General features: G+C 32.2%; 24 protein-coding genes. 23 read left to right on the top strand and 1 reads right to left on the bottom strand.

Annotated elements, in window-relative coordinates; genetic code table 11:
• The first annotated feature begins 5 nt into the window (after positions 1–5).
• The 7 genes from C8C83_RS16100 (at position 6) to C8C83_RS16070 (ending at position 5,935) form a co-directional block, all read left to right on the top strand.
• Positions 6–563, top strand: coding sequence for a DUF6046 domain-containing protein (locus tag C8C83_RS16100; protein ID WP_121329439.1), 558 nt, complete (start codon positions 6–8; stop codon positions 561–563).
• Positions 556–1,860, top strand: coding sequence for a hypothetical protein (locus tag C8C83_RS16095; protein WP_121329438.1), 1,305 nt, complete (start codon positions 556–558; stop codon positions 1,858–1,860). Before C8C83_RS16100 ends, C8C83_RS16095 begins: the two co-directional genes overlap by 8 nt.
• 10 nt (positions 1,861–1,870) lie before the next feature.
• Entirely contained in the window at positions 1,871–2,869 is a 999-nt protein-coding gene (locus C8C83_RS27340; protein ID WP_199735294.1) for a hypothetical protein, read from the top strand.
• Positions 2,870–2,872: 3 nt separating this feature from the next.
• Positions 2,873–3,502: a DUF4280 domain-containing protein gene (locus tag C8C83_RS16085; RefSeq protein WP_121329437.1), complete on the top strand. Its 630-nt coding sequence runs from the start codon at positions 2,873–2,875 to the stop codon at positions 3,500–3,502.
• 11 nt (positions 3,503–3,513) lie between these two features.
• Positions 3,514–4,476, top strand: coding sequence for a hypothetical protein (locus tag C8C83_RS16080; RefSeq protein ID WP_121329436.1), 963 nt, complete (start codon positions 3,514–3,516; stop codon positions 4,474–4,476).
• Positions 4,477–4,537: 61 nt separating this feature from the next.
• Positions 4,538–5,191: a hypothetical protein gene (locus C8C83_RS16075; protein ID WP_121329435.1), complete on the top strand. Its 654-nt coding sequence runs from the start codon at positions 4,538–4,540 to the stop codon at positions 5,189–5,191.
• 75 nt (positions 5,192–5,266) lie between these two features.
• Positions 5,267–5,935 (top strand): hypothetical protein, encoded by a 669-nt coding sequence (locus C8C83_RS16070; RefSeq protein WP_132011807.1) that lies wholly within the window; start codon positions 5,267–5,269, stop codon positions 5,933–5,935.
• Between the two features lie 94 nt (positions 5,936–6,029).
• Here C8C83_RS16070 and C8C83_RS16065 read toward each other — a convergent pair whose 3' ends face one another.
• Positions 6,030–6,830, bottom strand: a complete 801-nt coding sequence (locus tag C8C83_RS16065; RefSeq protein ID WP_089350580.1) for a S24 family peptidase — start codon at positions 6,828–6,830, stop codon at positions 6,030–6,032.
• A 284-nt stretch (positions 6,831–7,114) separates the two neighbouring features.
• Here C8C83_RS16065 and C8C83_RS16060 point away from each other — a divergent pair, with 284 nt between their 5' ends.
• The 16 genes from C8C83_RS16060 (at position 7,115) to C8C83_RS15985 (ending at position 19,788) form a co-directional block, all read left to right on the top strand.
• On the top strand, positions 7,115–7,690 hold the full coding sequence (locus C8C83_RS16060) for a hypothetical protein (protein WP_121329433.1): 576 nt from the start codon (positions 7,115–7,117) through the stop codon (positions 7,688–7,690).
• A gap of 112 nt (positions 7,691–7,802) precedes the next feature.
• Positions 7,803–7,982, top strand: a complete 180-nt coding sequence (locus C8C83_RS16055; RefSeq protein WP_110889218.1) for a hypothetical protein — start codon at positions 7,803–7,805, stop codon at positions 7,980–7,982.
• 304 nt (positions 7,983–8,286) lie between these two features.
• Positions 8,287–9,447, top strand: a complete 1,161-nt coding sequence (locus tag C8C83_RS16050; protein ID WP_121329432.1) for a DUF2586 domain-containing protein — start codon at positions 8,287–8,289, stop codon at positions 9,445–9,447.
• A gap of 127 nt (positions 9,448–9,574) precedes the next feature.
• Complete coding sequence (locus C8C83_RS16045) at positions 9,575–10,000, top strand: hypothetical protein (RefSeq protein ID WP_035684757.1); 426 nt, start codon at positions 9,575–9,577, stop codon at positions 9,998–10,000.
• A 426-nt stretch (positions 10,001–10,426) separates the two neighbouring features.
• Positions 10,427–10,771: a hypothetical protein gene (locus C8C83_RS16040; RefSeq protein ID WP_121329431.1), complete on the top strand. Its 345-nt coding sequence runs from the start codon at positions 10,427–10,429 to the stop codon at positions 10,769–10,771.
• 36 nt (positions 10,772–10,807) lie between these two features.
• Entirely contained in the window at positions 10,808–11,689 is an 882-nt protein-coding gene (locus tag C8C83_RS16035) for a hypothetical protein (RefSeq protein ID WP_121329430.1), read from the top strand.
• Positions 11,686–12,222 (top strand): hypothetical protein, encoded by a 537-nt coding sequence (locus C8C83_RS16030; protein ID WP_121329429.1) that lies wholly within the window; start codon positions 11,686–11,688, stop codon positions 12,220–12,222. Before C8C83_RS16035 ends, C8C83_RS16030 begins: the two co-directional genes overlap by 4 nt.
• Positions 12,223–12,359: 137 nt before the next feature.
• Entirely contained in the window at positions 12,360–12,710 is a 351-nt protein-coding gene (locus tag C8C83_RS16025; RefSeq protein WP_121329428.1) for a hypothetical protein, read from the top strand.
• A gap of 436 nt (positions 12,711–13,146) precedes the next feature.
• Positions 13,147–13,629: a M15 family metallopeptidase gene (locus C8C83_RS16020; RefSeq protein ID WP_132011806.1), complete on the top strand. Its 483-nt coding sequence runs from the start codon at positions 13,147–13,149 to the stop codon at positions 13,627–13,629.
• 4 nt (positions 13,630–13,633) lie between these two features.
• Entirely contained in the window at positions 13,634–14,104 is a 471-nt protein-coding gene (locus C8C83_RS16015) for a hypothetical protein (protein ID WP_121329426.1), read from the top strand.
• Positions 14,105–14,110: 6 nt separating this feature from the next.
• A complete protein-coding gene (locus C8C83_RS16010; protein ID WP_121329425.1) occupies positions 14,111–14,443 on the top strand; it encodes a hypothetical protein in 333 nt (110 codons plus the stop codon).
• Positions 14,444–14,677: 234 nt separating this feature from the next.
• Positions 14,678–14,980, top strand: a complete 303-nt coding sequence (locus C8C83_RS16005; protein WP_121329424.1) for a hypothetical protein — start codon at positions 14,678–14,680, stop codon at positions 14,978–14,980.
• On the top strand, positions 14,967–15,269 hold the full coding sequence (locus C8C83_RS16000) for a hypothetical protein (protein ID WP_121329423.1): 303 nt from the start codon (positions 14,967–14,969) through the stop codon (positions 15,267–15,269). The genes C8C83_RS16005 and C8C83_RS16000 overlap by 14 nt, the downstream gene beginning before the upstream one ends.
• A 203-nt stretch (positions 15,270–15,472) precedes the next feature.
• Positions 15,473–16,540 carry a hypothetical protein gene (locus C8C83_RS15995; RefSeq protein ID WP_121329422.1) on the top strand — a complete coding sequence of 356 codons (1,068 nt, stop codon included), beginning with the start codon at positions 15,473–15,475 and terminating at the stop codon, positions 16,538–16,540.
• Between the two features lie 15 nt (positions 16,541–16,555).
• A complete protein-coding gene (locus C8C83_RS15990; RefSeq protein WP_121329421.1) occupies positions 16,556–17,218 on the top strand; it encodes a hypothetical protein in 663 nt (220 codons plus the stop codon).
• A gap of 32 nt (positions 17,219–17,250) precedes the next feature.
• Positions 17,251–19,788, top strand: coding sequence for a hypothetical protein (locus tag C8C83_RS15985; protein WP_121329420.1), 2,538 nt, complete (start codon positions 17,251–17,253; stop codon positions 19,786–19,788).
• Positions 19,789–19,842 lie beyond the last annotated feature (54 nt).

The raw sequence follows: 19,842 nt of genomic DNA, 5'->3' as shown, positions 1-19,842 counted from the left end.
TCATTATGAAATTCAATTTTAATGTAAACGAAGTTTTAGATACCAAAGATCCTGAATACACAGGAATTAATTATAACGAATCTGAATCGAAAGATTTTATTATCGACAAAACCGGAGGCGAATTTAATTTAAGAGTCTTTGCTCCTTTAGTTTTTGAACCTTTGGTAAAAAGCGATCTTAATCTGCCAAGTTTACGAATCGATGCCGTTACCGTAAATCTAAATCGTTCAAAAGTCATCAAAAAAGAAGGAATCGAAGGAAGAGATTCAACCATAAAAGAGCATATCACAAATGGTGATTTCAGCGTTTCGATCGAAGGATTAATTGCGAATGAAACCGGAGATGAATATCCAAAAGAAAAGCTTTTTTTATTGAAACAATTCTTAAATGCGCCTTATTCTTTAAGAGTAACACACGCCATTTTAAATCGATTTGGTATTTACGAATTAGTGATCGACTCTTATTCTATTCCATCAATTTCGGGAACAAAAAACATTCAAAAATTTACTGCAAGCGCCACATCAGACGAAACTGTAGAACTAATAATCAGAGACAATGCTTAAACTAAATGCCAGAATCAAAGTCTACGAAACGATACGACTTATTCCAACTCCTAAATATTATGAATTTACTTATGTCAAAAATGTAGACATAAACAGTTCGTACAAATCCCTGACCGATACGGCAACTCTTGTAATGCCAAAAAAAGTATATACAGATACGAAAGGATTCGACCAAAACTTATTTGCAAATGCAAGCGGTGAAGAAAAAACAATCCATGATTTCTTTAAAGTCGAAAACTTCATCGAGATATTTCTGGGATATGATGGTAATTACAAACCAGCTTTTAGAGGTTATATCACAGGAGTTCAGTCAGATATAACAACCGCGACAATAACTTGCGAAGACACAATGTATGCTTTCAAAAAAGTAAAAGCCGTAAAAGATGATGATGTTCAAAACAAAAATGACGTTCTGAATCTTGTCGCAACAAACCCAACAACAAATGTTGAAAATTTTAATCCTAAAACTTTTTTCGAAAAAAGAATTAAAGAATTAAAACTGCCTTTTAAAGTAAATGCTCTTGACGAAGAATTGGGTAATATACTAGTTAACAGAAACCAAAGTCTTGCTCAGGTTTTTGAAATGCTAAAAGACAAAGGAATCTATACGTATTTTAAAACCGAAGAAACTGGCCCTGTTCTTACCATTACCAATAATCCGCAACAACATACTTTTGCTGAATTGGGTGGTTTTATAACTAGAAATTTCATCAAAAGTCCATTGGCCGGAACACTTGTCAAAAAGTTAATCAATCAGGGATTAAGCATTTTAAGTTCTCAATTGGAAAAAGCCGGAAAATCAATTTCCTCAAGTTTTCCTGGAAAAGCGCGTTTTAGATTTCGTTATAATATTATCGAAGACAAATTGGTCGTTGTTAACGAATCTACAAAAAACACACGTACTCGAGTTGAGAAATATTTTAAGAACTCAAATACTCCAATTTACATTGAATTGGGCGATCCGAATGGGCAATTAACAAAAACCCACGTTTTGCATAATGATACGGATGATTTGCCAAATGATCCAACAGCTTTCAAAAAAGTAACTACACAAGTTGCTTCAGAATTGTATCAATATGCTGCTTTAAGAGCAATGGAATCCAAACCAAGCGGATTCGAAGGTTCTTTCTTGACTTTTGGTGAGCCTTTTGTGCGACCAACAGACAAGGTGATTCTTGAAAATGCAAAGGACAAAGAGAAAAACGGAACTTTTCAGGTCGAAAAAGTAGAACGAAGCTTTGGCGAAAACGGTTACAGACAAAGGATTTTTATAGGACGTAGAGTAGAAGCAATTTAAAAAAACAAAAATGGGAAATATAACAGAACTAATAAAAGATGTCGCCAGTAAAAATCAGGTTATCGAAACTTTTGCGGCAAAAGTCATCGAAATAAATAATGAGCCAGAATCACCTCATAATACAAATGATGCTTATACGGTAAATATTATGCGTGCCGATGGCGCCATACTTAAAAACGTAAGATTAAAAGCTTCAATTCTGGATGTGGAACAAGGAATTATTACCATTCCAAAAAAAGACAGTTGGGTTTTGGCTACCATTATTGACGGAGTAGAAACGAGAGCGTTTGTTTCGCAGTTTTCTGAAGTTGACAGATTAATGGGAAGAATACAATCTAAATTTGACTCTAATTTTTTTCTGGATTATAGCGCTGACGGCAATAAACTACATATTCGCTATATAAACACAGATACCGAAACTGAAACTGATGAAACTAAAATTATTGATGTCGCTAAAATAGAGTTTGATAAGGAACAACATTTTAAAATTAGCTACTTTGATAATGATGAAAAGCCATTGGCAATCACACATTTTTCATCTGATAGCTTAACCACAACTTTTAATTCTATTGAAAACAAAGAAGTAAAAGAATCCTTAGTCTTGAGCGCTTCTAAAGATAATGTTTCCTTCAAATTTAAGAACAACACAGGCAAGGAGTTAAATTCGATGGTTGCAACTCCTGAGAATTACGCTATTTTATTAAAAAATGATGAAGATAAAAAGCAAGCTTCTTTAGCTATTGAAAGAAGTAAAATAGCGGCATACTTATTCGAAGAAGATGAGCTTAAAAAACTATCATTTGAACTAAATGGAGAAAGCGATAGTATTCGATTAAAAAAAGATGATCAGAATTTAATCGAACTGAAAGGAAAAACAGCCATTACCTTAAAAAGTGAAGGAGATATTAACATCGAAGCAAAAAATATAAATATTAAATCGACTGAAAAAATCAACATTAATGCCACAGGAGATACTATTATTAGCGGAGATAATGTAAAAATCAATTAAATTATGGCTACCAAATATGTATGTAAAGGCGCATTATGTGTCTGTGATCAAGGTGGCATTGGAGGCGTTTTAGACGTGAAATCTCAAAACAAAATTTTTGTTCAGGAAAAATTGATGGCTACCGATAGTGATATAACTTTCGAAACTCTTCTTACTGGAATCTGTGCAATAACTCAAAAAACATGTAGTCCTGCTTTGGTGCCTAAATGGGAAAAACCTGCAAGTAATGTATTCGAAGGAGATAAAAAAGCTCTTTTACAAACCTCAACACTAAAATGTACTGTTGGAGGAAATATCAAAATTACAGATCCGCTTCAAACTGGACCAAAAATAGTCGTACTTGATAATTATTCGCCGTCTGTGATAACGCCTTTGACAAAGGAAATATTAAATGTTACCTGGAAAAATGGAAATTTAGACAGAGAAATAGATACTGCAAATATTGGAGACAAAGTAAGCCTGGTTGTAGAAACGAAAAACTACAAAGAAGGAGAAACAATCGTTGTTATAATAGATGAAATAGACGGAAAAGACGTTAAAGAAAACACCAAACAAGTAAAATTTACTGGTGAAGTAAATACCGATGGACTTGCTATTTTAAAAGAAGAAATCGCAATTGAAAATGTAAACTAATAACTAAAAAAATGGAAAGAACATTTAGAATAAAAGAAGTTAATGGTAATACTAGTTTTCAAGATAAAAAAATAGTTGTAAATAAAACGGAAATAAATCTTTTGATTGTTTTAGAACTTGGAGGTACTTTACAATTTAACAGAGTCTATAATGACATCTGGAAAGTTGTAAAAATGGATAGAATAGCAGATCTCGAAAAAATTGCAGAGTTAAATAAAGAATACGAATATAAAAATGTTTGCCTTGTACATCATGGTAATATATTTTCTGACACTTCAAACCCTAAAAGCAGTCTGGCTCGGGCTATTTTATTTGCAAATAAAATTCGGGAGATTAAACTAGTAATTTCTAAACTAACTGAAATTCCAAAAGAAATAAATGAGGCATATGCTACAAAAATTCTTGAAAAGTCTAAACTTATGTTTGCTAAAAATGGCCCTGATGAATTAAAAATTAAAACATTTTTGGGTTTAAAAATGTTAATAGGAGCCATACTGGATAATGGAGCATTCTTTTCGGTTGCATGTAATGAAGCCAACAAACCTGAATTCTTAGAAGAGCTTGCAGATCTTACCGATAAAAAAATTAAAATATTTGGAAACACAAATTTTTCCCTTATTGATGATTCTGGGGATCAAAATATAGGAAAGCTGGTCGTAGAAAATTATCGCTGTATTTTAAATTCATTTCTGTCATCACAATGGAAAAATAAAAATGGATGGCTATATTATGATACAGAACTAAAAAAAACAATTACTACAAAAAAAGATTTATGGTTATTTAGTAAAGGAACCAAAATATACCAACTGATAACAAGAACTGAAAAATTAACAACTCAACAAACTAACAAAGAAGGCTTTGCACAACAATATTTTTCTAAAACGTTTGAAACCTTTTATATTAAACATTGGGGGAAAGCAAAATATGAGGGTTGGAAAAAAAATACAGAAGAGACATATCCGGAATTTAAATAAATCAGAATAAAAAAAGTAAATTTGATAAAAAAAGAGTCTCATTATCCTGAATTTAAAAAAGATGCTAAAAACTATTTTGTGCCTTAGCCTATCCTCTACTATTGTTGTAAATGGACAGCACAAAATTTCAAAAACAAAACCAATTGGACTTGAAAACAACAAGCCTCAGGAAAGAACTTATGCAAAATTTGATCTTTCAAAGCGAATAAATTCATATCCTTTTAACAAAGCTTCTCAAATAAAAATCATATCGTACAATTTAAATTCTGATGGTATGACCAGAGTTTCAAGCGAAACTTATGACAAAGAAACTGGAAAAACTGTAACAAATCTGGAATATAATATTGGAATTGAGCTGCCAAGAAATAATTTAGATTCACTTTCACTGGAAAATGTAACTCAAATTAAAATCTTAAATCTTTCGCAAATAGAAAAATTATCGGACATATTATACAACACTTGTTCGAGATTAAATATTAATTGTTCCGAAATTATAAGAGGTTGTTATTTACCCAGAAATGCTATTTTATTTTTTGACGAGAATGGCAAAGTGTTTGAGTATTTAGAAATATGTTTTGAATGTAAAACAAAAGAAACATTTGGAAAAATAGAAAACTTAGATTTAAGTGATTATATGTACAACGATTTAGAAAAATATTTTAATAATCTAGGTATCAAAACAAAGTATGAACCTCTTGCTTCAGCTTTTAAATAACTTTAATCAGATCAAAGAATTTCACAAACTATGGTAAAAAAAGCAATCCTCTCACTTCTGCTAACTATTTCATTTATGATAGTTAGTAATGCTCAAAAAAACAAACTCAACGAGCTTAGAAACAGTTATTGTGGCGATAATTGTGAATTCTATCATGAAAATTTAAATTTTCGTAAAGCTCAATTAAACATGCCGCCACCGCCACCAAGTCCGATTGATGAGAGAGATACTCTTGTGCCTTTTTTCAAAATTCCATTAGAAAAAACAAAGTTATTATTTCCTTTTTCAACGTACGATTCGGTTTATGTTGTAACGCCAAAATACTATGAGGATAAAGAACCACGAAACTACTTAAAATCAAAATTTCATGATTCTAAAACATTAGTTACAAAAGACCAAATGAATAAAATTTCAGATATTCTTTTTAATTATTACGAAATAAAATACGACAACATTACCGAATTAACATACAGAATAACGGGCTGCAGCGGTATAGAAGATACTTATCCTAAGATCATTTTGCTATTTGTAAAAAACGGTAAAAACAAAGACTATATCGCATTTCCTAGCCAGGTATTTCGAAGAACGAGTTTTAATAATAAGGAATTAGAAGGTTTAGATCTCTGTGCCGAAAAAGAAAAAATGATAATGGAAATGTTTGGTGTAAGTCTTGAAGAACCTAGTGGCAATGAAGTATTAGAAGACGAACCAGGTGTATTGCGTGATGAGTATAAAGAAAACTAATTTTCTTGTTATCACATCGGAAGTATCAAAACATACTGATAAAATGTATCATAAAAAAAACTGCAACATAACGTTGCAGTTTTTTTTGTTTTATCTAGTTTAACTTTTTTCTCAAAGTCTCTTCCATTTCGTAGAACTTACTTTCGAGATCATGAATCTTTTCATAAATATTAATTGGATCGGGCATTTGTTTCGAAGCGTACATACTTGCGTACCAAACTTCCAGAATATCCTCGGCATAAATAGAATACATTGGATAATTTCCGTCTCTGTTGTCTGATTTCAGGATTAATTTTCCGCTTTCTCTAATTCGGTTTAAAACCCTTTTTACCACTACTCCATCATTCTTACTGATAATAACATAGATTCTTCCGTCAAGGATATCATCAAAATTATCGACATATTTTCCAAAAAGATAATCTCCATCATGGATTGTTGTAGACATCGAATTTCCTTTAATTTCAAAACATCTGTAAGTTCCGTTTTTTAGCATTGGCATACTAAAAGAAGGAAGCGTTTCCATATATTCCGGATCAGAATAACCATCTAAATAACCTGCGCGGGCTTTTACTCCCACAAAATTAATATTCTCCTCTCCGTCTTCGTTTACCGTAATAATCTTTGGTAGATTTAAACCAACTTCAGCAGTTGTTTTATTGGTGAAAATTTCATCGCTGTCTCCAAAAAAATAATCCGGATTTACATTGCAATGTGTAATGATACTTTGAAGCAAATCAAAACCAGGTTTGGTTCTTTTTCTATCTCCGTCAGCTTGCAATCTTCCAATCGTGATACTATCTATCGTAGTACTGGTTACTCCTATTAACTTCGCAAATGAGTTATTGTTTAACTTCATCTCGTCTATAATACGTTTGATCTTAGTATGTATTTCCATGTTGTAGTTGTCTTTATTATATTATGTAATATGTTTTAGATAAAACAAAACACTCCACTATATGTTGCAAAGCTAAATAATATATCTTGAATAATTGCACACTTTTACTTTTTTTCTTTAAAATAGCTGATTTACAAGCTATTTGTAACCCATTTCTTATTGTATTACTTGAACATACAAGATAAAAAATTAAATCATATTACTGAAATAACTGCATTTTTTAATGTAATATGTTGTGTAATTTAAAACATATGTTGTATATTTGTAGAAAATAAATCCATCATATGATTCTAAAAGACTTTTATACCGAAAAAAAGAACGCAATCGAAGCGGAGTTCACTTCTAATGCGCCAACAGTTCAGCTTTATAGTGATGCCGTTTTTAAAACTTCTATCGAAACGCCGTTAGCAATGTTTAAATACGACACTGTAAACTGGGAAACATCTTCTGAAAAAAATTACAAAGCAGATGTGTCATTTTGCTTGTATATCGTATTACCGGTTGATACTATTTCATCTACAAGTTATGCAAATGCATTTGATATTGCACAGCGAATAGACAAAGCTGTATTGTCAAACAGTATTAGTAATGCAAACATTGACACTAATTCGACTTTTAAGATTAGAGAAAAGCAATGCACAAACGAACATACGTATTGGAATAAAAACGATTATTTCATCTGGGAGATCACTTATAAAACGACATTGATCGAAAACACTTTAAAAAAGAAATATATCCTTTTTAACAACGGATTAAGTAATGCAGAATTAGAAGATTTAGGATACGATTTAACTTCTGGAATAATCGGAATAAATCCAAATCAGGTTCAGGGAGATATCGATATCAATACCACTAATTAATCAAAAAGTTTATTCGTTTAAAATTGTTACCCCTATGAATTAAAACTCATAAAATATAAGCCACCAAAAAACCAAAAGCTAAATTAAATTAATCCCATCTTAAATACCACAAATGAAAAGAAGCAGAACACTATTAGACAAAAGGAGAGATTATGTTATTAACTATCTTAATAGAAATCAAGCTAAACAAATGAAAGTTGTAGTATCTGAACTTTCGGATACTTTGTTCCTGACAGAGCGCACTATTTATACTATTATAAATGAAGGTCTCGCTACTGAAGCCCGAGCTTAAGCACTGAAACTACTGACTTTGACCATCAAAAAAATTGGAAAAAGCAACATTGAATCTTAAATTTGTACTCGATATCAAAAGCAAATTTATCTCTTGGCCAAGAGCAAAATTCAATTAAAAAATCAGTTTTTACAAATCATCCAAAAATAGAAATTCTGCTTTTTTGGATTCTGGATTACGAATACCATTTTAAACAATAAACGATTGATTATAACAAGTTTCACTACTTGTTACAGCCCCTCTTTTGCCCTTTTTTGAGCAAAAACCCAAAAACAAATTTTTAAACAATTAAACATTTTATATTATGAGTAAATTAAACGATGTAGTAATTAACAAACTATCAGGCGGATTAGGAAGAAGAACTCCAGAACAAGACATGGTTTCAGGATTGCTTTTTAGCGGAGTTACCACTGACGAACTTGATGCAGACAAAGTAGTTCTTTTATCTTCATTAGAAGATGCTGAAGCTTATGGCATCAAAGAATTAGGCGATGTAAGTGGTCAATCTGTTTACTACCAAATTCAACAATTTTTCAGAATGAATCCTTCTGGTGATTTGTACATCATGAAAACAGCAGCAACCTCTTATAAAGTTATTGCCGGGAAAGCAAAAGATATGCAGGAAAAAGCAAACGGAAACATTCGTCAATTAGCAATCATCTATTCCGGAGCAGCAACATTTGCAGATACATTAGACACTGTGGCTGTAGCACAAACACAAGCCAAGGATGCTTATGTAGATTATATGCCTTTTGAAGTTATCCTTGAAGGAAAAGGATTTACTGTTGAAGATGCAACTTCTCTAGCTGAATTAGGAGCAGAAAACGTATCTGTAGTTATCGCTATGGATGTTGAAAAAGCAGTTGATTATCCAAATACTGCAGCAGTTGGATTAGCATTAGGTGCAATTTCTAAAGCAAAAGTATCTGAAAACATCGCCTGGATCGAAAAATTCAATCTTACTGGTGAAGGTTTCGCAAAAGCTGGTTTTGTAGGCGGAGAAGAAGTTAAAACTCTTGGGCTTTTAGGTGACTTAAACGAAAAAAGATACATTTTTGCAAGAACTCATACTGGTTTACCAGGCGTTTATTTTAACGATAGCGCAACTTGTACTTCAGGAACATCTGATTTTGCTTATGTAGAAAACAACCGTACAATCAACAAAGCAACTCGTTTATTGCGTACAGCTTTATTACCAAAATTGGCTTCTCCGGTTTTAGTAGATATCGACGGGAAATTACCTCAATCAGTTTCAAAAAGCTTTGAAGGTTTATGCAGATCTGCTTTAGAAGGAATGATTGCAAATCAGGAAGTTTCGGCTTTTGATGTTTATGTGGATCCAAAACAAAACATTTTAGCAACTTCTGAATTAAAAGTAAAAGCAGAAATTACTCCGGTTGGAACTGCACGCAAAATTATGGTTGATCTTGGATTCAAAAATCCTTTTGGAATCGATAAAGCATAATTTACCATTCACAAAACAATAAAAATTCACCAATGTTATTGCCATTCTTCAGTTGTTGCAAAACGCTGAAGAAGGTTATAGCTCCTGAACGTTATCGGGATTATTAAAAAAACAAATAAAGCGACATATGAATAAATTACCATTAATTAACGGACAACAACACAGCTGGTCATCTATCGAAGTAAGTATTGCAGGTAACATCGTTACTGGAATTACAGCTGTAAACTATAGCGACTCAGTATCTAAAGAAAACCATTACGGAGCCGGAGATATGCCAGTTCATAGAGGTAGAGGAAAATACGAGGCAAAAGCTTCAATCACTTTATACAACTATGAGGTAGAAGCAATTTTGGCTGCTTTGCCAAAAGGACAAAGATTACAGGATATTAATCCTTTTAGCATTATCGTAAGTTACCTTGACGATAGTAACGAAGTGATTACACACACAGTAAGAAACTGTGAGTTTAACTCAAACAGCAGAGGAATTAGCCAGGGAGATACTAAAATTGCAGTTTCTTTTGACTTGATCTGTTCTCACGTTGAGTGGAACTAATCAGCCTATAAATTCCTAAAACCATAATCCCCTTCCCTGTCTCTAAAACCGACTAAAAAGAGAAAACCAATATCAAACGCGTTACGCAAAAAAGAAGTTCAAAAGCAACATGATTTTTGCATGCAAACTATTCTACATGCTCTTTATTAGTCCGTTTTAAGCAGGGAATTTACTTCAGGAGGCTGCTTCGAGGGTATTCAACTTCAACAGAAATAACTCAGGCAGCCTCTTTTTTTTATCCGTTTTCATAAATAATTCAATTTCTATCAAGAATAGAAAAACGTCAATCCGTTACAATAACCGATTTGACATTTATATCTGTGTCTCAAAATATTATGCGCTGCTAATACATTTCAGCAAAAGCAAAAGACACCACTAAATCTGACATCAATTACCCTATCATAAAAACAAATAATACCTCTCAAAATGGAAGAAACAATCTCAAAAACTGCCGATGTTCTTGACGGAAATATTACGCAAGCGCAACTAAACCAATGGAAATACAAGCATAAAAAAGTAGTTAAACTAACCATTGCAGATGACGATGAAACTACACTTTTTGCGTATTTCAAAAAACCGGATATGAGCATTCGATCTGCTGTATTGCAAGCCTCAAAAATGGATGAATTCAAGGCTCTTGAAGTTTTATTCAAAAACTGCTATTTGGGCGGCGATGGCAAAATTGAGCAAGAAGATGATTTGCGTCTCAATATTACCACAGCATTCTCAGATCATATTCAACCTAAACCTGTAAAAATAGAGGTAATCTAAAAAAACCTTTTCTGTTCTCCTTAAAACTCCATAATAATGATTGTTAAAAACCACGATATAGAACTAAAAGATACCAGCGCGTCTGAAATGGCCAGGTTTAGGCAAATTATGCTGAGTATTTGGCGTCAGCAAATTGAAGATGATAAAAATAGTGTTGAGATGGAAAATTTTTGCACGAATTATCCTTATGTTTGTAATGATCAAAATTCAGAAAATTTGAACAATTCTGGCGGAATGTCTTCTGGAAACGATTATGAAATTGATCAGGATGGAAATGTCACTTTGAAACGTAAAACAAAAAACAATTTTGATCGTTTATATAAAGAAGTGCAATCTATAGGAAAAGCAAATAAAGGAGCTTTAGCACAATTAGAAGGTAAAAACATTATTAATTCTGATTTTAATGAAATTAAATTTAATAATAGACCAGATCTAAATTCTTTTTTGAATTTAACGCTTAAAATCCAAGATGCGTATGATAGAGAAGTTTCGGCTTTGATGGTTGGTCAGAGAACAGCAAACTTAGATGACTTGAGGACAAAAGTGTATGATTTGTTATTAGTTGGATTAAAATATTCAGGTTCAAGATTTGATGAAAATGGAGTTCTATTAGGTAAATTCAATAAACTTCCAAAATTAATGAACAATATGGGTTTTGATGGTACAACCACTTGTCTTACGATTGGTACAAAATCTTATGACATTGCTGGATTTTATCATACACATCCTACTTTTGGAGGTCCAAAACCAAGTGGCACAGATGATGATGATGTACCAGGCTTATTTGGAGACAAAAACATTTATAAACATAACAATCTACCAGGTTATATTAAAACAGATATGGGTTGGTCTACTTTTGGTCCAGATAATCATGGAAAAGTTCAATTTGAAACTGGTGGTAAAATATATGAAGAATGAAAAAGATATTAATAATAAGTTTAAGCTGTTTCTTCTGTTTTAGTGTATCAACTAAAGCACAATCAGTCATCTCTAATTCACTAGAAAAGACTATAATTGATTATTTCGAAAAGCAGAATAATAGTATAAATAGTAAATATGTAATTGGAGGCATTTACTCAATTCCCTTTAATAAATACATTATCTATCTGAAAGGGAATGATGGAAAATTATGCAAAGAATCATCCTCTTCAATATATAAAATACTAACCGTTAAGAATGATGTAAATTTGTATCTGATGAATAGTTTTTTGGCACCAATAACACTAAATGAAGAAAACACTCATTTTTTTCTCAATGACCAAGAATGCGAAGAAAGCAAAGAAACAATATTTGAATCAATTATCGTAATGTTGTTAGTTGACAGCAAATTTTCAATCATAAAAGAAGTTAAAGGAATTAACTACGACTCCTTAAGAGAAGACTTATTATGTCCAACATCCCCACAATCTGTGGAAAGAGCCCGTGTCAGAAAAAAATATGGCAAATTATAATAACAATTCATATAAAACTATTTATATTAAAAGTGTTAGTAAAGAATATTATTATTTAGGATTTAGAGATTGTCCTTCCAAAATTGAATTTCGAGTAAAAAAAAATAAGTAATAATATATTTGTATCTATTTTACGAATGAGCAATAACAAAAGAGAAAAACTATTTGATGGATTTGAAAGTGATATAATCCATCAAACATTTGAGATTGCATATGCAAATAAAAAAATCAAATTTAAGGTTACTGATTTTATCGATAATTCCTTAAAAGATTTATTGAACTATATAAATGAATCAGAATTAAATCAAATTTTATCAGATCTAAATCTTAGTAAAGTAGATTCTTTTATTCCAAAATATAAATCAGTGGATAACCTCGATATGTATTTTTGTGTTAAAGAAGATGTATTATTTTTATTCTCTTATGGAGAAATGCAGCCAATGCGATATGTAATGTTCTTAGAAGGAATTTATAACTTAAAGATATAACAGAAAAAAGCAAGATATATTGAAGTTAATTTTTCATATTAATATATTTAAAACTTACTTTTCAATCCATTAAAATCCCGTTTTTCTAATTAAGAAAAACGGGATTTTTTTTGCCTTTATTTTTCGTTTTACTCTCCAAAATAAAAGCATAAAAAAACACAAAATTCTCTACTGAAACTACTGATTTACAACTTGATATTATTTTCACAACCCGCTATTTCGGCGTATTTTTATACTGTAATTAAAAGCACTTATTCCATCAAAATTATTGTTCTAAAAAAAGAACATTTTCAGGAATTATTTAAGGCAATATTATAACCGAAAATAAATTCCAAAACACAAATAATCTTACCGAATAATTAAAACCGTGATTGTTTCATGAACAATCAGGAAAGGCTTTTTATTCTCAAAAAAGAAATCATTAATAAATACAAATATGGATCAAACAACAAAAAAACACATTGATTTGCTTCATCCTTCGGTCAGGGAAGAAGTTACCAAAATTATCGAGGAATGTGATCTGGCTTTAACCGGAAAGGCAAAAGTAAGAATTACGCAAGGACTCAGATCTTTTCAGGAACAAGAAGATCTTTATGCTTTTGGACGAACTAAACCCGGAAAAAAAGTAACGAATGCCAAAGGCGGACAATCTATTCATAATTATGGTTTTGCCGTAGACATTTGCCTGATTATAGATGGCAAAACCGCTTCCTGGGATACTGCTAAAGATTGGGATAACGATCAAGTTTCTGATTGGCAGGAATGTGTCAAAATCTTCGCTAAATACAACTGGAACTGGGGCGGAGACTGGAAAACGTTTAAAGATCTTCCGCATTTTGACAAAAAAGGATATAGCGACTGGAAAGTGCTGAGTAAGCTAAAACGTGACAGAAAAAACTATGTAATCTTATACAAATAAACAGATGAAGCTTTCAAAATTAAAACTTGCATCATTTCTAATCGTTCTTTCGTTTACAATTACTTCTTGTATTTCGACAAAAACGGCACTTTACGATCATTATTCTTATCAAAAAACTACGGAACTAAAAGTAGAAACAATAAAATTAATGAATGACGCAACTCAGTCTTATACTCTTCATAAAAACCAAGTTGAAAATCTATTACTTGATCTTGATAAATTGGCTGAATATGAAAAAAACAAGCCGAATAACGAAATCACATTTGCGATGTGCAAGATTTTGAATGATAAAGAAAAAAATCTTTTGGCTGGTTTTTTCAAACGCTGGGAAACAAAAGGAATTCTTTCTAAGGCGTTTTTGGAAGAAGCTAAAAAACAGGTTTCAGATGCTTTGGATTTATTGATTCAATATGAAATTAAAAAAGACAAAGAATCGAAAGAGGAGCTTTTAAACTTAATCAACCTAAACACATAAAAACCAATGGATAACGATAAATTTATAGGGGAGTTAAAAAGTAAATTAAAAGCGATTATAACAAATAGTTATAAAGATCTCAAACCTGAATTAGAAAAGGATTTAAATACTTTTTTGGAAACATCAAGAGAAAAACTCGAACGCTGGTTTACACTTTCGGCCTCTGGTGACATTACCGAAGAAGAATTAGAATGGCTCATAAAAAGTCAGCTTGACTTAGTCACTTTGCAAACGCTTCAAACTGCCGGAATATCAAAAATCAGATTAAATACTCTTAAAAATAATATTGCAAAAATAATCTTCAAAGTTATTATTGAGCTAATTATTCCAGTGGTTTAAAAACCTTGTTCTCATCTTCAAAAGCAAGAAAAAAATACACTATAAAAAACTCATTATAAGCGAATTAAAAATGAATTTTCATTTACTGAAACTACTGATTTACAAGCTTCAAAATCTTGGTTAAAGCGTAAGCATGGCGTATTTTTACAGTATCAAATAAAACAAGATCTTTTGGATATGGCGCGCAAATTCAAAGGAAAAATTAATTAATAAAACAACAAATAATAACGACATATGAAAGATTTTATCGTAGATGAAGACTTGTTAATTACAGTGGATGCTTCTGGCTATGGAGATTTTGCTATTCAAGAGGCCGATCAGCAAAACATCGAACATTTACTGCTAAGTCAAAAAGGAAGTTATAAAGAGTTTCCGATACTTGGAGTAGGAATTAAAAAATACATTAACAGTCCGGATGCAACTTCCAGGCTAAGACTTGAAAACGAAATAGACAAACAATTATCGTATGACAAATTCTATGTAAAAACACTAGATGTCAACGATTTACAAAACATTAAAATCGATGGAAACTACTAAACCACAGGAAAACCAAAACATTTTTGATCTCTCTTTGCAAGAATATGGAAGCATAGAAAAAGTATTCGATCTTCTGGAAGACAATGATCAATTTAACATTACAGAGGATATTTCTGTATATCAGGATTTAAAAATTGGAAGAGAAGCTTTTAAAAAGGATATTGTCGAATATTACAATTCCAGAAACCTAAAGCCAGCAACGGCTCTTACTGAAGAAGAAGAGTTTTTACTGGACAATTTCTCCGGAATTGATTATATGATTATTGAAGATGATTTTATCATTTATTAATAAAAATTCCTTCTCTACAATTTCTTAAAATATCAGTTTTAAATCCTTAAAAAAGACTGAAATTTTACTTTTAAAACCTGCTCTTTTAGAATTCTCTAAAAAGAAAACTACATCTCAGTAGTATTTACAAAAAACATCAAAACATTTATCTATAAGCATATTACACATGTCTTACAGGCTAAACTATATTAAAAAATTAAAATATGGCACGTACAATTGCTGAAATACAGAAGGAAATTCTGGACGAAAAGGGGAAACAACCTTCCTTGGAAAAGTTAAATAATGACTCTAAAACCGCCATTTGGAAACTTTGGATCAATATCGTAGCAACCGCTATTTGGGTTCACGAAAAAATAGTAGAAAAAAACGCCCTGATTTCAAGACCTCACACCTTGAATTGGTACAGAGAACAGGCTTTGAATTTTCATTACGGAATGCCCATAGATCCGGATTCCAGCAATGAAATGTTTTTGGTCTGGAGAGATGGTTCATATCAATTTGATACTACAGGACTTACAGAATCAGAAATTGAGGATTCTAAAATAATTAAACATTGTGCTGTAAGCGAAATTGACTTAGAAACGGTGCTTAATCCAGCATCTGAACCAAAGGAAATCTTATCAGATTATTTTCATAATAAAGTTGGAGTTGTTTTTATAAAAGTTGCCACTGTAAAAGACCAAAAAATTTCAAGAATCGATGTTCCAAATCAGCTTTTTGCCTTCAAGGAATATATTGCAAAAATCAAAGATGCAGGAAATCAAGTTTATATAAGTTCTGATCAGGGCGATATTCTAAAATTGAAACTGAATGTTTACATAGATCCTTTAAGTATTTATATCAATCCAAAAGATCTTGAATATTATCAGTCAAAAATCTCAACTCCGGATTCTGATTTGGGTTTAATTGCAGCGGATGAAAGTGATCCTAAAGATGATTTAGATCCTTTTAACGGTTCATTGATTTCGGATAGCGATGTATTTCCGGTATTAGATGCTATCAAAGATCATTTGAAAAACATCGAATTCAATGGAGCTTTTGTCAAAACATATCTGGTTGATGCCATTCAGAAAGCGCAAGGAATTAAGATTCCGATTTTGACAAAAGTTCAAACTAATGCCGCAACAAATCCAAGTGACGAGCCAAATACTTCACCGTCAGATGTGACTAAAATAGAATATTTCATTCCAAAAGCAGGCTATTTTGATCTGGAAAATCTTGAGGTTGAGGTAAACTATATTCCGTATACATTTTACAGAGATAAACAATAGTCTAATACATAAACAATGAATAAATACACCATTTTAAAATGGGAAAAGCTATTATTATGGCTCATCCCTCCTATTCTTAGAAAAAAAACACATGCAGATTGGCTCAATGTTTTGCTCTCACCTATTCGTTCTATTTATGAAGAAACTCTTTATAAAATGCAACACACAGGTCAGGTAATTTATCTGGAAAAAATTCTAAATGAAACTTTTAATCCAACCAAAAATTACGATGCAAATGCAAGTATAGACCAAAAACGTGTAGACGAGTTAATTTATATCGACGAATCTGTCAAGCCTACTTTGCAATATGTATATCTGCACAAAGAATATTATGAGCCGGATTATTTTTTAGAAGATAACACCAGAGCAAAAGGCGAATTACTGATTCCGCAACTTAAAATATACACGCATCCGGAATATAAATACAAAAAAAATAAACCCGTTTATCTCGCTCATCTCAAAGATTACACATCAGTCGCTTATGCCAATTTCAGAGTATTTATTCCTGAAAGTTTAATTAACAACGGGACATTCATTATTCAGCCAAATAATGACAATTCACCAGCGGCAGCTATTAAGATAGCAAATATTGAATTTCATAATCTTCTTAACTTCTACAAACTAGCCGGAAAAAGTTATGAAACCTATGCTTATTCGCCAGAAGTTTTAGAAAAATAATATAAAAACAACAGACATTTAAATCCATAAAAATGAAACAAGTAAATTTTACTCACGAAGGAGGATTTCCTCTCGAGCAAGAAACTTTAGAAAGACTTCAAACAGCCTACAGATCTGAGTTGTACGAAGCTTTAAAAAGACATTTTAGCATCGATCTCAATAACGATTATATTGTAGCTCATGCCACAAATGAGCAAAAAGGCTGGGCAGTTATCCGTCAGGAAGATCCCGCAAACCCAGGAAATCAAGTAGGAGTTTTATATCCTATTGTAAGTGGAACTCAAATGGGTTGTTTAAAAACCACCAGAACTGATAAAAACTTAATCTACGGAACCGGAGCGTCTCAAACTGCTTATCATGATTATGAAGCAGAATACAGTCAGTATAAATATGCTGATGAGATTTTGGTTTCTGAAAATGGCGACGTGCAAACAATCAGATATTATGATTTAAGAAGTTTCGAAATTATTACAGATATCAAAACAATTGATGAAATTCTACAAGAAGTTCGATCAAACATTGGTACAATCCAAAACAACATCAATGTAATTGAAGGAAACATCAATGCTATCGAAGGAAACATTGATGTAATCGAAGGAAACGTCGGTACTATTCAAAACAATATCACTACAATTCAAGGAAATATCAATGCTATCGAAGGAAACATTGATGCAATTGAAGGCGATGTTACCAATATAAATGGTTATTTAGCAAAAGCTTTGGTTGATACCAGTACTCCCGGAACGACAAATCTTAGTCTAAATTATCAATCTAATTGGACAAACACTCATGTTGGCGGAAAAATATATTTAGACAATACTAGCATAAGTACTGAAAATTATATGATTGCTGATAAATCTTCAGATTCTTTATTGATAACTGATAGTGCAAATCAAGTCTTTAAAAGCAATAATCTGCTAGATTCATTACTTAAACGAATTACTAAATTAGAAACACAACCTGCCACGGCGATACCTTATGGAATTGTGGCAATTTGGGGAAAACCTGAGCCAATTCCTGAAGGTTGGGAAGAATATCTACCATTAAAAGGTAAAATGCCTGTAGGACATCAGACTTTTACTGGTGAAGAAAAAAGTGATGCACTAGATGGAGACGGAGGTAATGGTTTTAGCTATTACAGAGATTATTACAATACTCCGGTATTCCCTTTTGAAACACTAGGATCTGAGGGAGGCCGAATGAGTAAGAATATAACCATTAATGAATTGCCTCCGCACTATCATCACAAGCCAGACTCTCCATTCAAAAGTTTTGCTGCAGGATCTGGTGACTACAAAAATAATAGTTCTACTGGAACGAGCACTGATGGAGGCGATAATACTCAGATGGCAATTGGAAATTTAGGCGAAAGCTACAAAGCCAATGGAGATGCTTTAGAGCGAACAATTGGAGATGGAAAATCTTTCGCATTTTTGAACCCATACAGAGTAGTTCAATTTATCGTATACACAGGACGTCCAAGGGATAAAACGGCACCAACGGCACCAACTTTAATAGCACCAGCACAAAGCATTGGTACTACAAGTGTATATTTAAGCTGGTCAGGAGCAACTGATGAATTTGGTGTTACTGAGTATGTTCTCTTCGGAAACGCTATTTCGCCAATCTCTGTAGGTAATACTTTCAACCGAACTATTTATGGATTAACTCCTGGTACGCCTTACACTTTTTATGTTGTGGCAAAAGATGCAGCAGGAAACACATCGCTTTCCAGCAATGTTGTACAGGTAACCACATCTACAATAGTGCCGCCTACAACACCACAAAATATAACAAGCTATTTACAAGATGCAAATGAAATCTATCTTCAGTGGGATAACTCTACAAATAATAATGGAGCTGCTATTTATTACGAAATATGGAGAAGAATAAGCGGTGGAGCTTATCTTCAAATTCCTGGTCTGATTTCAACTAATTATTATACTGATAGTGATTTAGAATACAGTACAACATATTCTTACTATATAGTAGCGAGAGATGCTGTCAACAATACATCTGGTGGTTCTGATGTCGTTTCACAAACTACATTAACAGCTCCAGGTGGCGGAGGCGGAGGCGGATGTTTCGATATAGAATCATTGGTAACAATGGCATCAGGACAATCTAAAAAACTGAAAAATATTGAAATTGGCGATAAACTTCAAGGATTTTCTTTCCCGAATGAAATCGATGAATCTGATGGAGATTACATGGTTTGGAACGGAAAACTAAATGAAGGTGTTAAGGCAGAAGTAACTGTAGTAGGCAAAAAAGCAAGTTTACAACCTAATTATTTCGAAATTAAAACGGCAGAAACGACTATTAAAGCTACCGGACAACACCCGTTATTAGTAACTGAAGACGGTGAAAATGTGAAATGGGTTTGTGTGAAAAATGTGTCACAAGACATGTCATTAATTGACAAAACAGGAAAAACAAAAGCTATTGAATCAATCATTTTTAAAGAAGAACCTTTAGATGTAATACTTCTGGATGTTGAAGACGTAGATAATTATGTTATTTCCGGAATTGTTGCTCACAACAATAAACAACCAATAGAACAACAATAAATAATAATCTGTAATAATCTTTTGGGGTTTTATACCCCAAAAGATTATTTATTC

It is taken from the genome of Flavobacterium sp. 90, from assembly GCF_004339525.1.
In the GTDB taxonomy this organism is placed as follows: domain Bacteria; phylum Bacteroidota; class Bacteroidia; order Flavobacteriales; family Flavobacteriaceae; genus Flavobacterium.
Note: the sequence above shows the minus strand (reverse complement) of the source record. Positions and strands in the feature narration are given on the sequence as shown.

What these genes read in the sequence shown, in the direction of transcription:
- C8C83_RS16100 (WP_121329439.1), top strand. Translation starts at nt 6, where the DNA reads ATGAAATTCAATTTTAATGTAAACGAAGTTTTAGATACCAAAGATCCT.
- C8C83_RS16095 (WP_121329438.1), top strand. Translation starts at nt 556, where the DNA reads ATGCTTAAACTAAATGCCAGAATCAAAGTCTACGAAACGATACGACTT.
- C8C83_RS27340 (WP_199735294.1), top strand. Translation starts at nt 1,871, where the DNA reads ATGGGAAATATAACAGAACTAATAAAAGATGTCGCCAGTAAAAATCAG.
- C8C83_RS16085 (WP_121329437.1), top strand. Translation starts at nt 2,873, where the DNA reads ATGGCTACCAAATATGTATGTAAAGGCGCATTATGTGTCTGTGATCAA.
- C8C83_RS16080 (WP_121329436.1), top strand. Translation starts at nt 3,514, where the DNA reads ATGGAAAGAACATTTAGAATAAAAGAAGTTAATGGTAATACTAGTTTT.
- C8C83_RS16075 (WP_121329435.1), top strand. Translation starts at nt 4,538, where the DNA reads ATGCTAAAAACTATTTTGTGCCTTAGCCTATCCTCTACTATTGTTGTA.
- C8C83_RS16070 (WP_132011807.1), top strand. Translation starts at nt 5,267, where the DNA reads ATGATAGTTAGTAATGCTCAAAAAAACAAACTCAACGAGCTTAGAAAC.
- C8C83_RS16065 (WP_089350580.1), bottom strand. Translation starts at nt 6,830, where the DNA reads ATGGAAATACATACTAAGATCAAACGTATTATAGACGAGATGAAGTTA.
- C8C83_RS16060 (WP_121329433.1), top strand. Translation starts at nt 7,115, where the DNA reads ATGATTCTAAAAGACTTTTATACCGAAAAAAAGAACGCAATCGAAGCG.
- C8C83_RS16055 (WP_110889218.1), top strand. Translation starts at nt 7,803, where the DNA reads ATGAAAAGAAGCAGAACACTATTAGACAAAAGGAGAGATTATGTTATT.
- C8C83_RS16050 (WP_121329432.1), top strand. Translation starts at nt 8,287, where the DNA reads ATGAGTAAATTAAACGATGTAGTAATTAACAAACTATCAGGCGGATTA.
- C8C83_RS16045 (WP_035684757.1), top strand. Translation starts at nt 9,575, where the DNA reads ATGAATAAATTACCATTAATTAACGGACAACAACACAGCTGGTCATCT.
- C8C83_RS16040 (WP_121329431.1), top strand. Translation starts at nt 10,427, where the DNA reads ATGGAAGAAACAATCTCAAAAACTGCCGATGTTCTTGACGGAAATATT.
- C8C83_RS16035 (WP_121329430.1), top strand. Translation starts at nt 10,808, where the DNA reads ATGATTGTTAAAAACCACGATATAGAACTAAAAGATACCAGCGCGTCT.
- C8C83_RS16030 (WP_121329429.1), top strand. Translation starts at nt 11,686, where the DNA reads ATGAAAAAGATATTAATAATAAGTTTAAGCTGTTTCTTCTGTTTTAGT.
- C8C83_RS16025 (WP_121329428.1), top strand. Translation starts at nt 12,360, where the DNA reads ATGAGCAATAACAAAAGAGAAAAACTATTTGATGGATTTGAAAGTGAT.
- C8C83_RS16020 (WP_132011806.1), top strand. Translation starts at nt 13,147, where the DNA reads ATGGATCAAACAACAAAAAAACACATTGATTTGCTTCATCCTTCGGTC.
- C8C83_RS16015 (WP_121329426.1), top strand. Translation starts at nt 13,634, where the DNA reads ATGAAGCTTTCAAAATTAAAACTTGCATCATTTCTAATCGTTCTTTCG.
- C8C83_RS16010 (WP_121329425.1), top strand. Translation starts at nt 14,111, where the DNA reads ATGGATAACGATAAATTTATAGGGGAGTTAAAAAGTAAATTAAAAGCG.
- C8C83_RS16005 (WP_121329424.1), top strand. Translation starts at nt 14,678, where the DNA reads ATGAAAGATTTTATCGTAGATGAAGACTTGTTAATTACAGTGGATGCT.
- C8C83_RS16000 (WP_121329423.1), top strand. Translation starts at nt 14,967, where the DNA reads ATGGAAACTACTAAACCACAGGAAAACCAAAACATTTTTGATCTCTCT.
- C8C83_RS15995 (WP_121329422.1), top strand. Translation starts at nt 15,473, where the DNA reads ATGGCACGTACAATTGCTGAAATACAGAAGGAAATTCTGGACGAAAAG.
- C8C83_RS15990 (WP_121329421.1), top strand. Translation starts at nt 16,556, where the DNA reads ATGAATAAATACACCATTTTAAAATGGGAAAAGCTATTATTATGGCTC.
- C8C83_RS15985 (WP_121329420.1), top strand. Translation starts at nt 17,251, where the DNA reads ATGAAACAAGTAAATTTTACTCACGAAGGAGGATTTCCTCTCGAGCAA.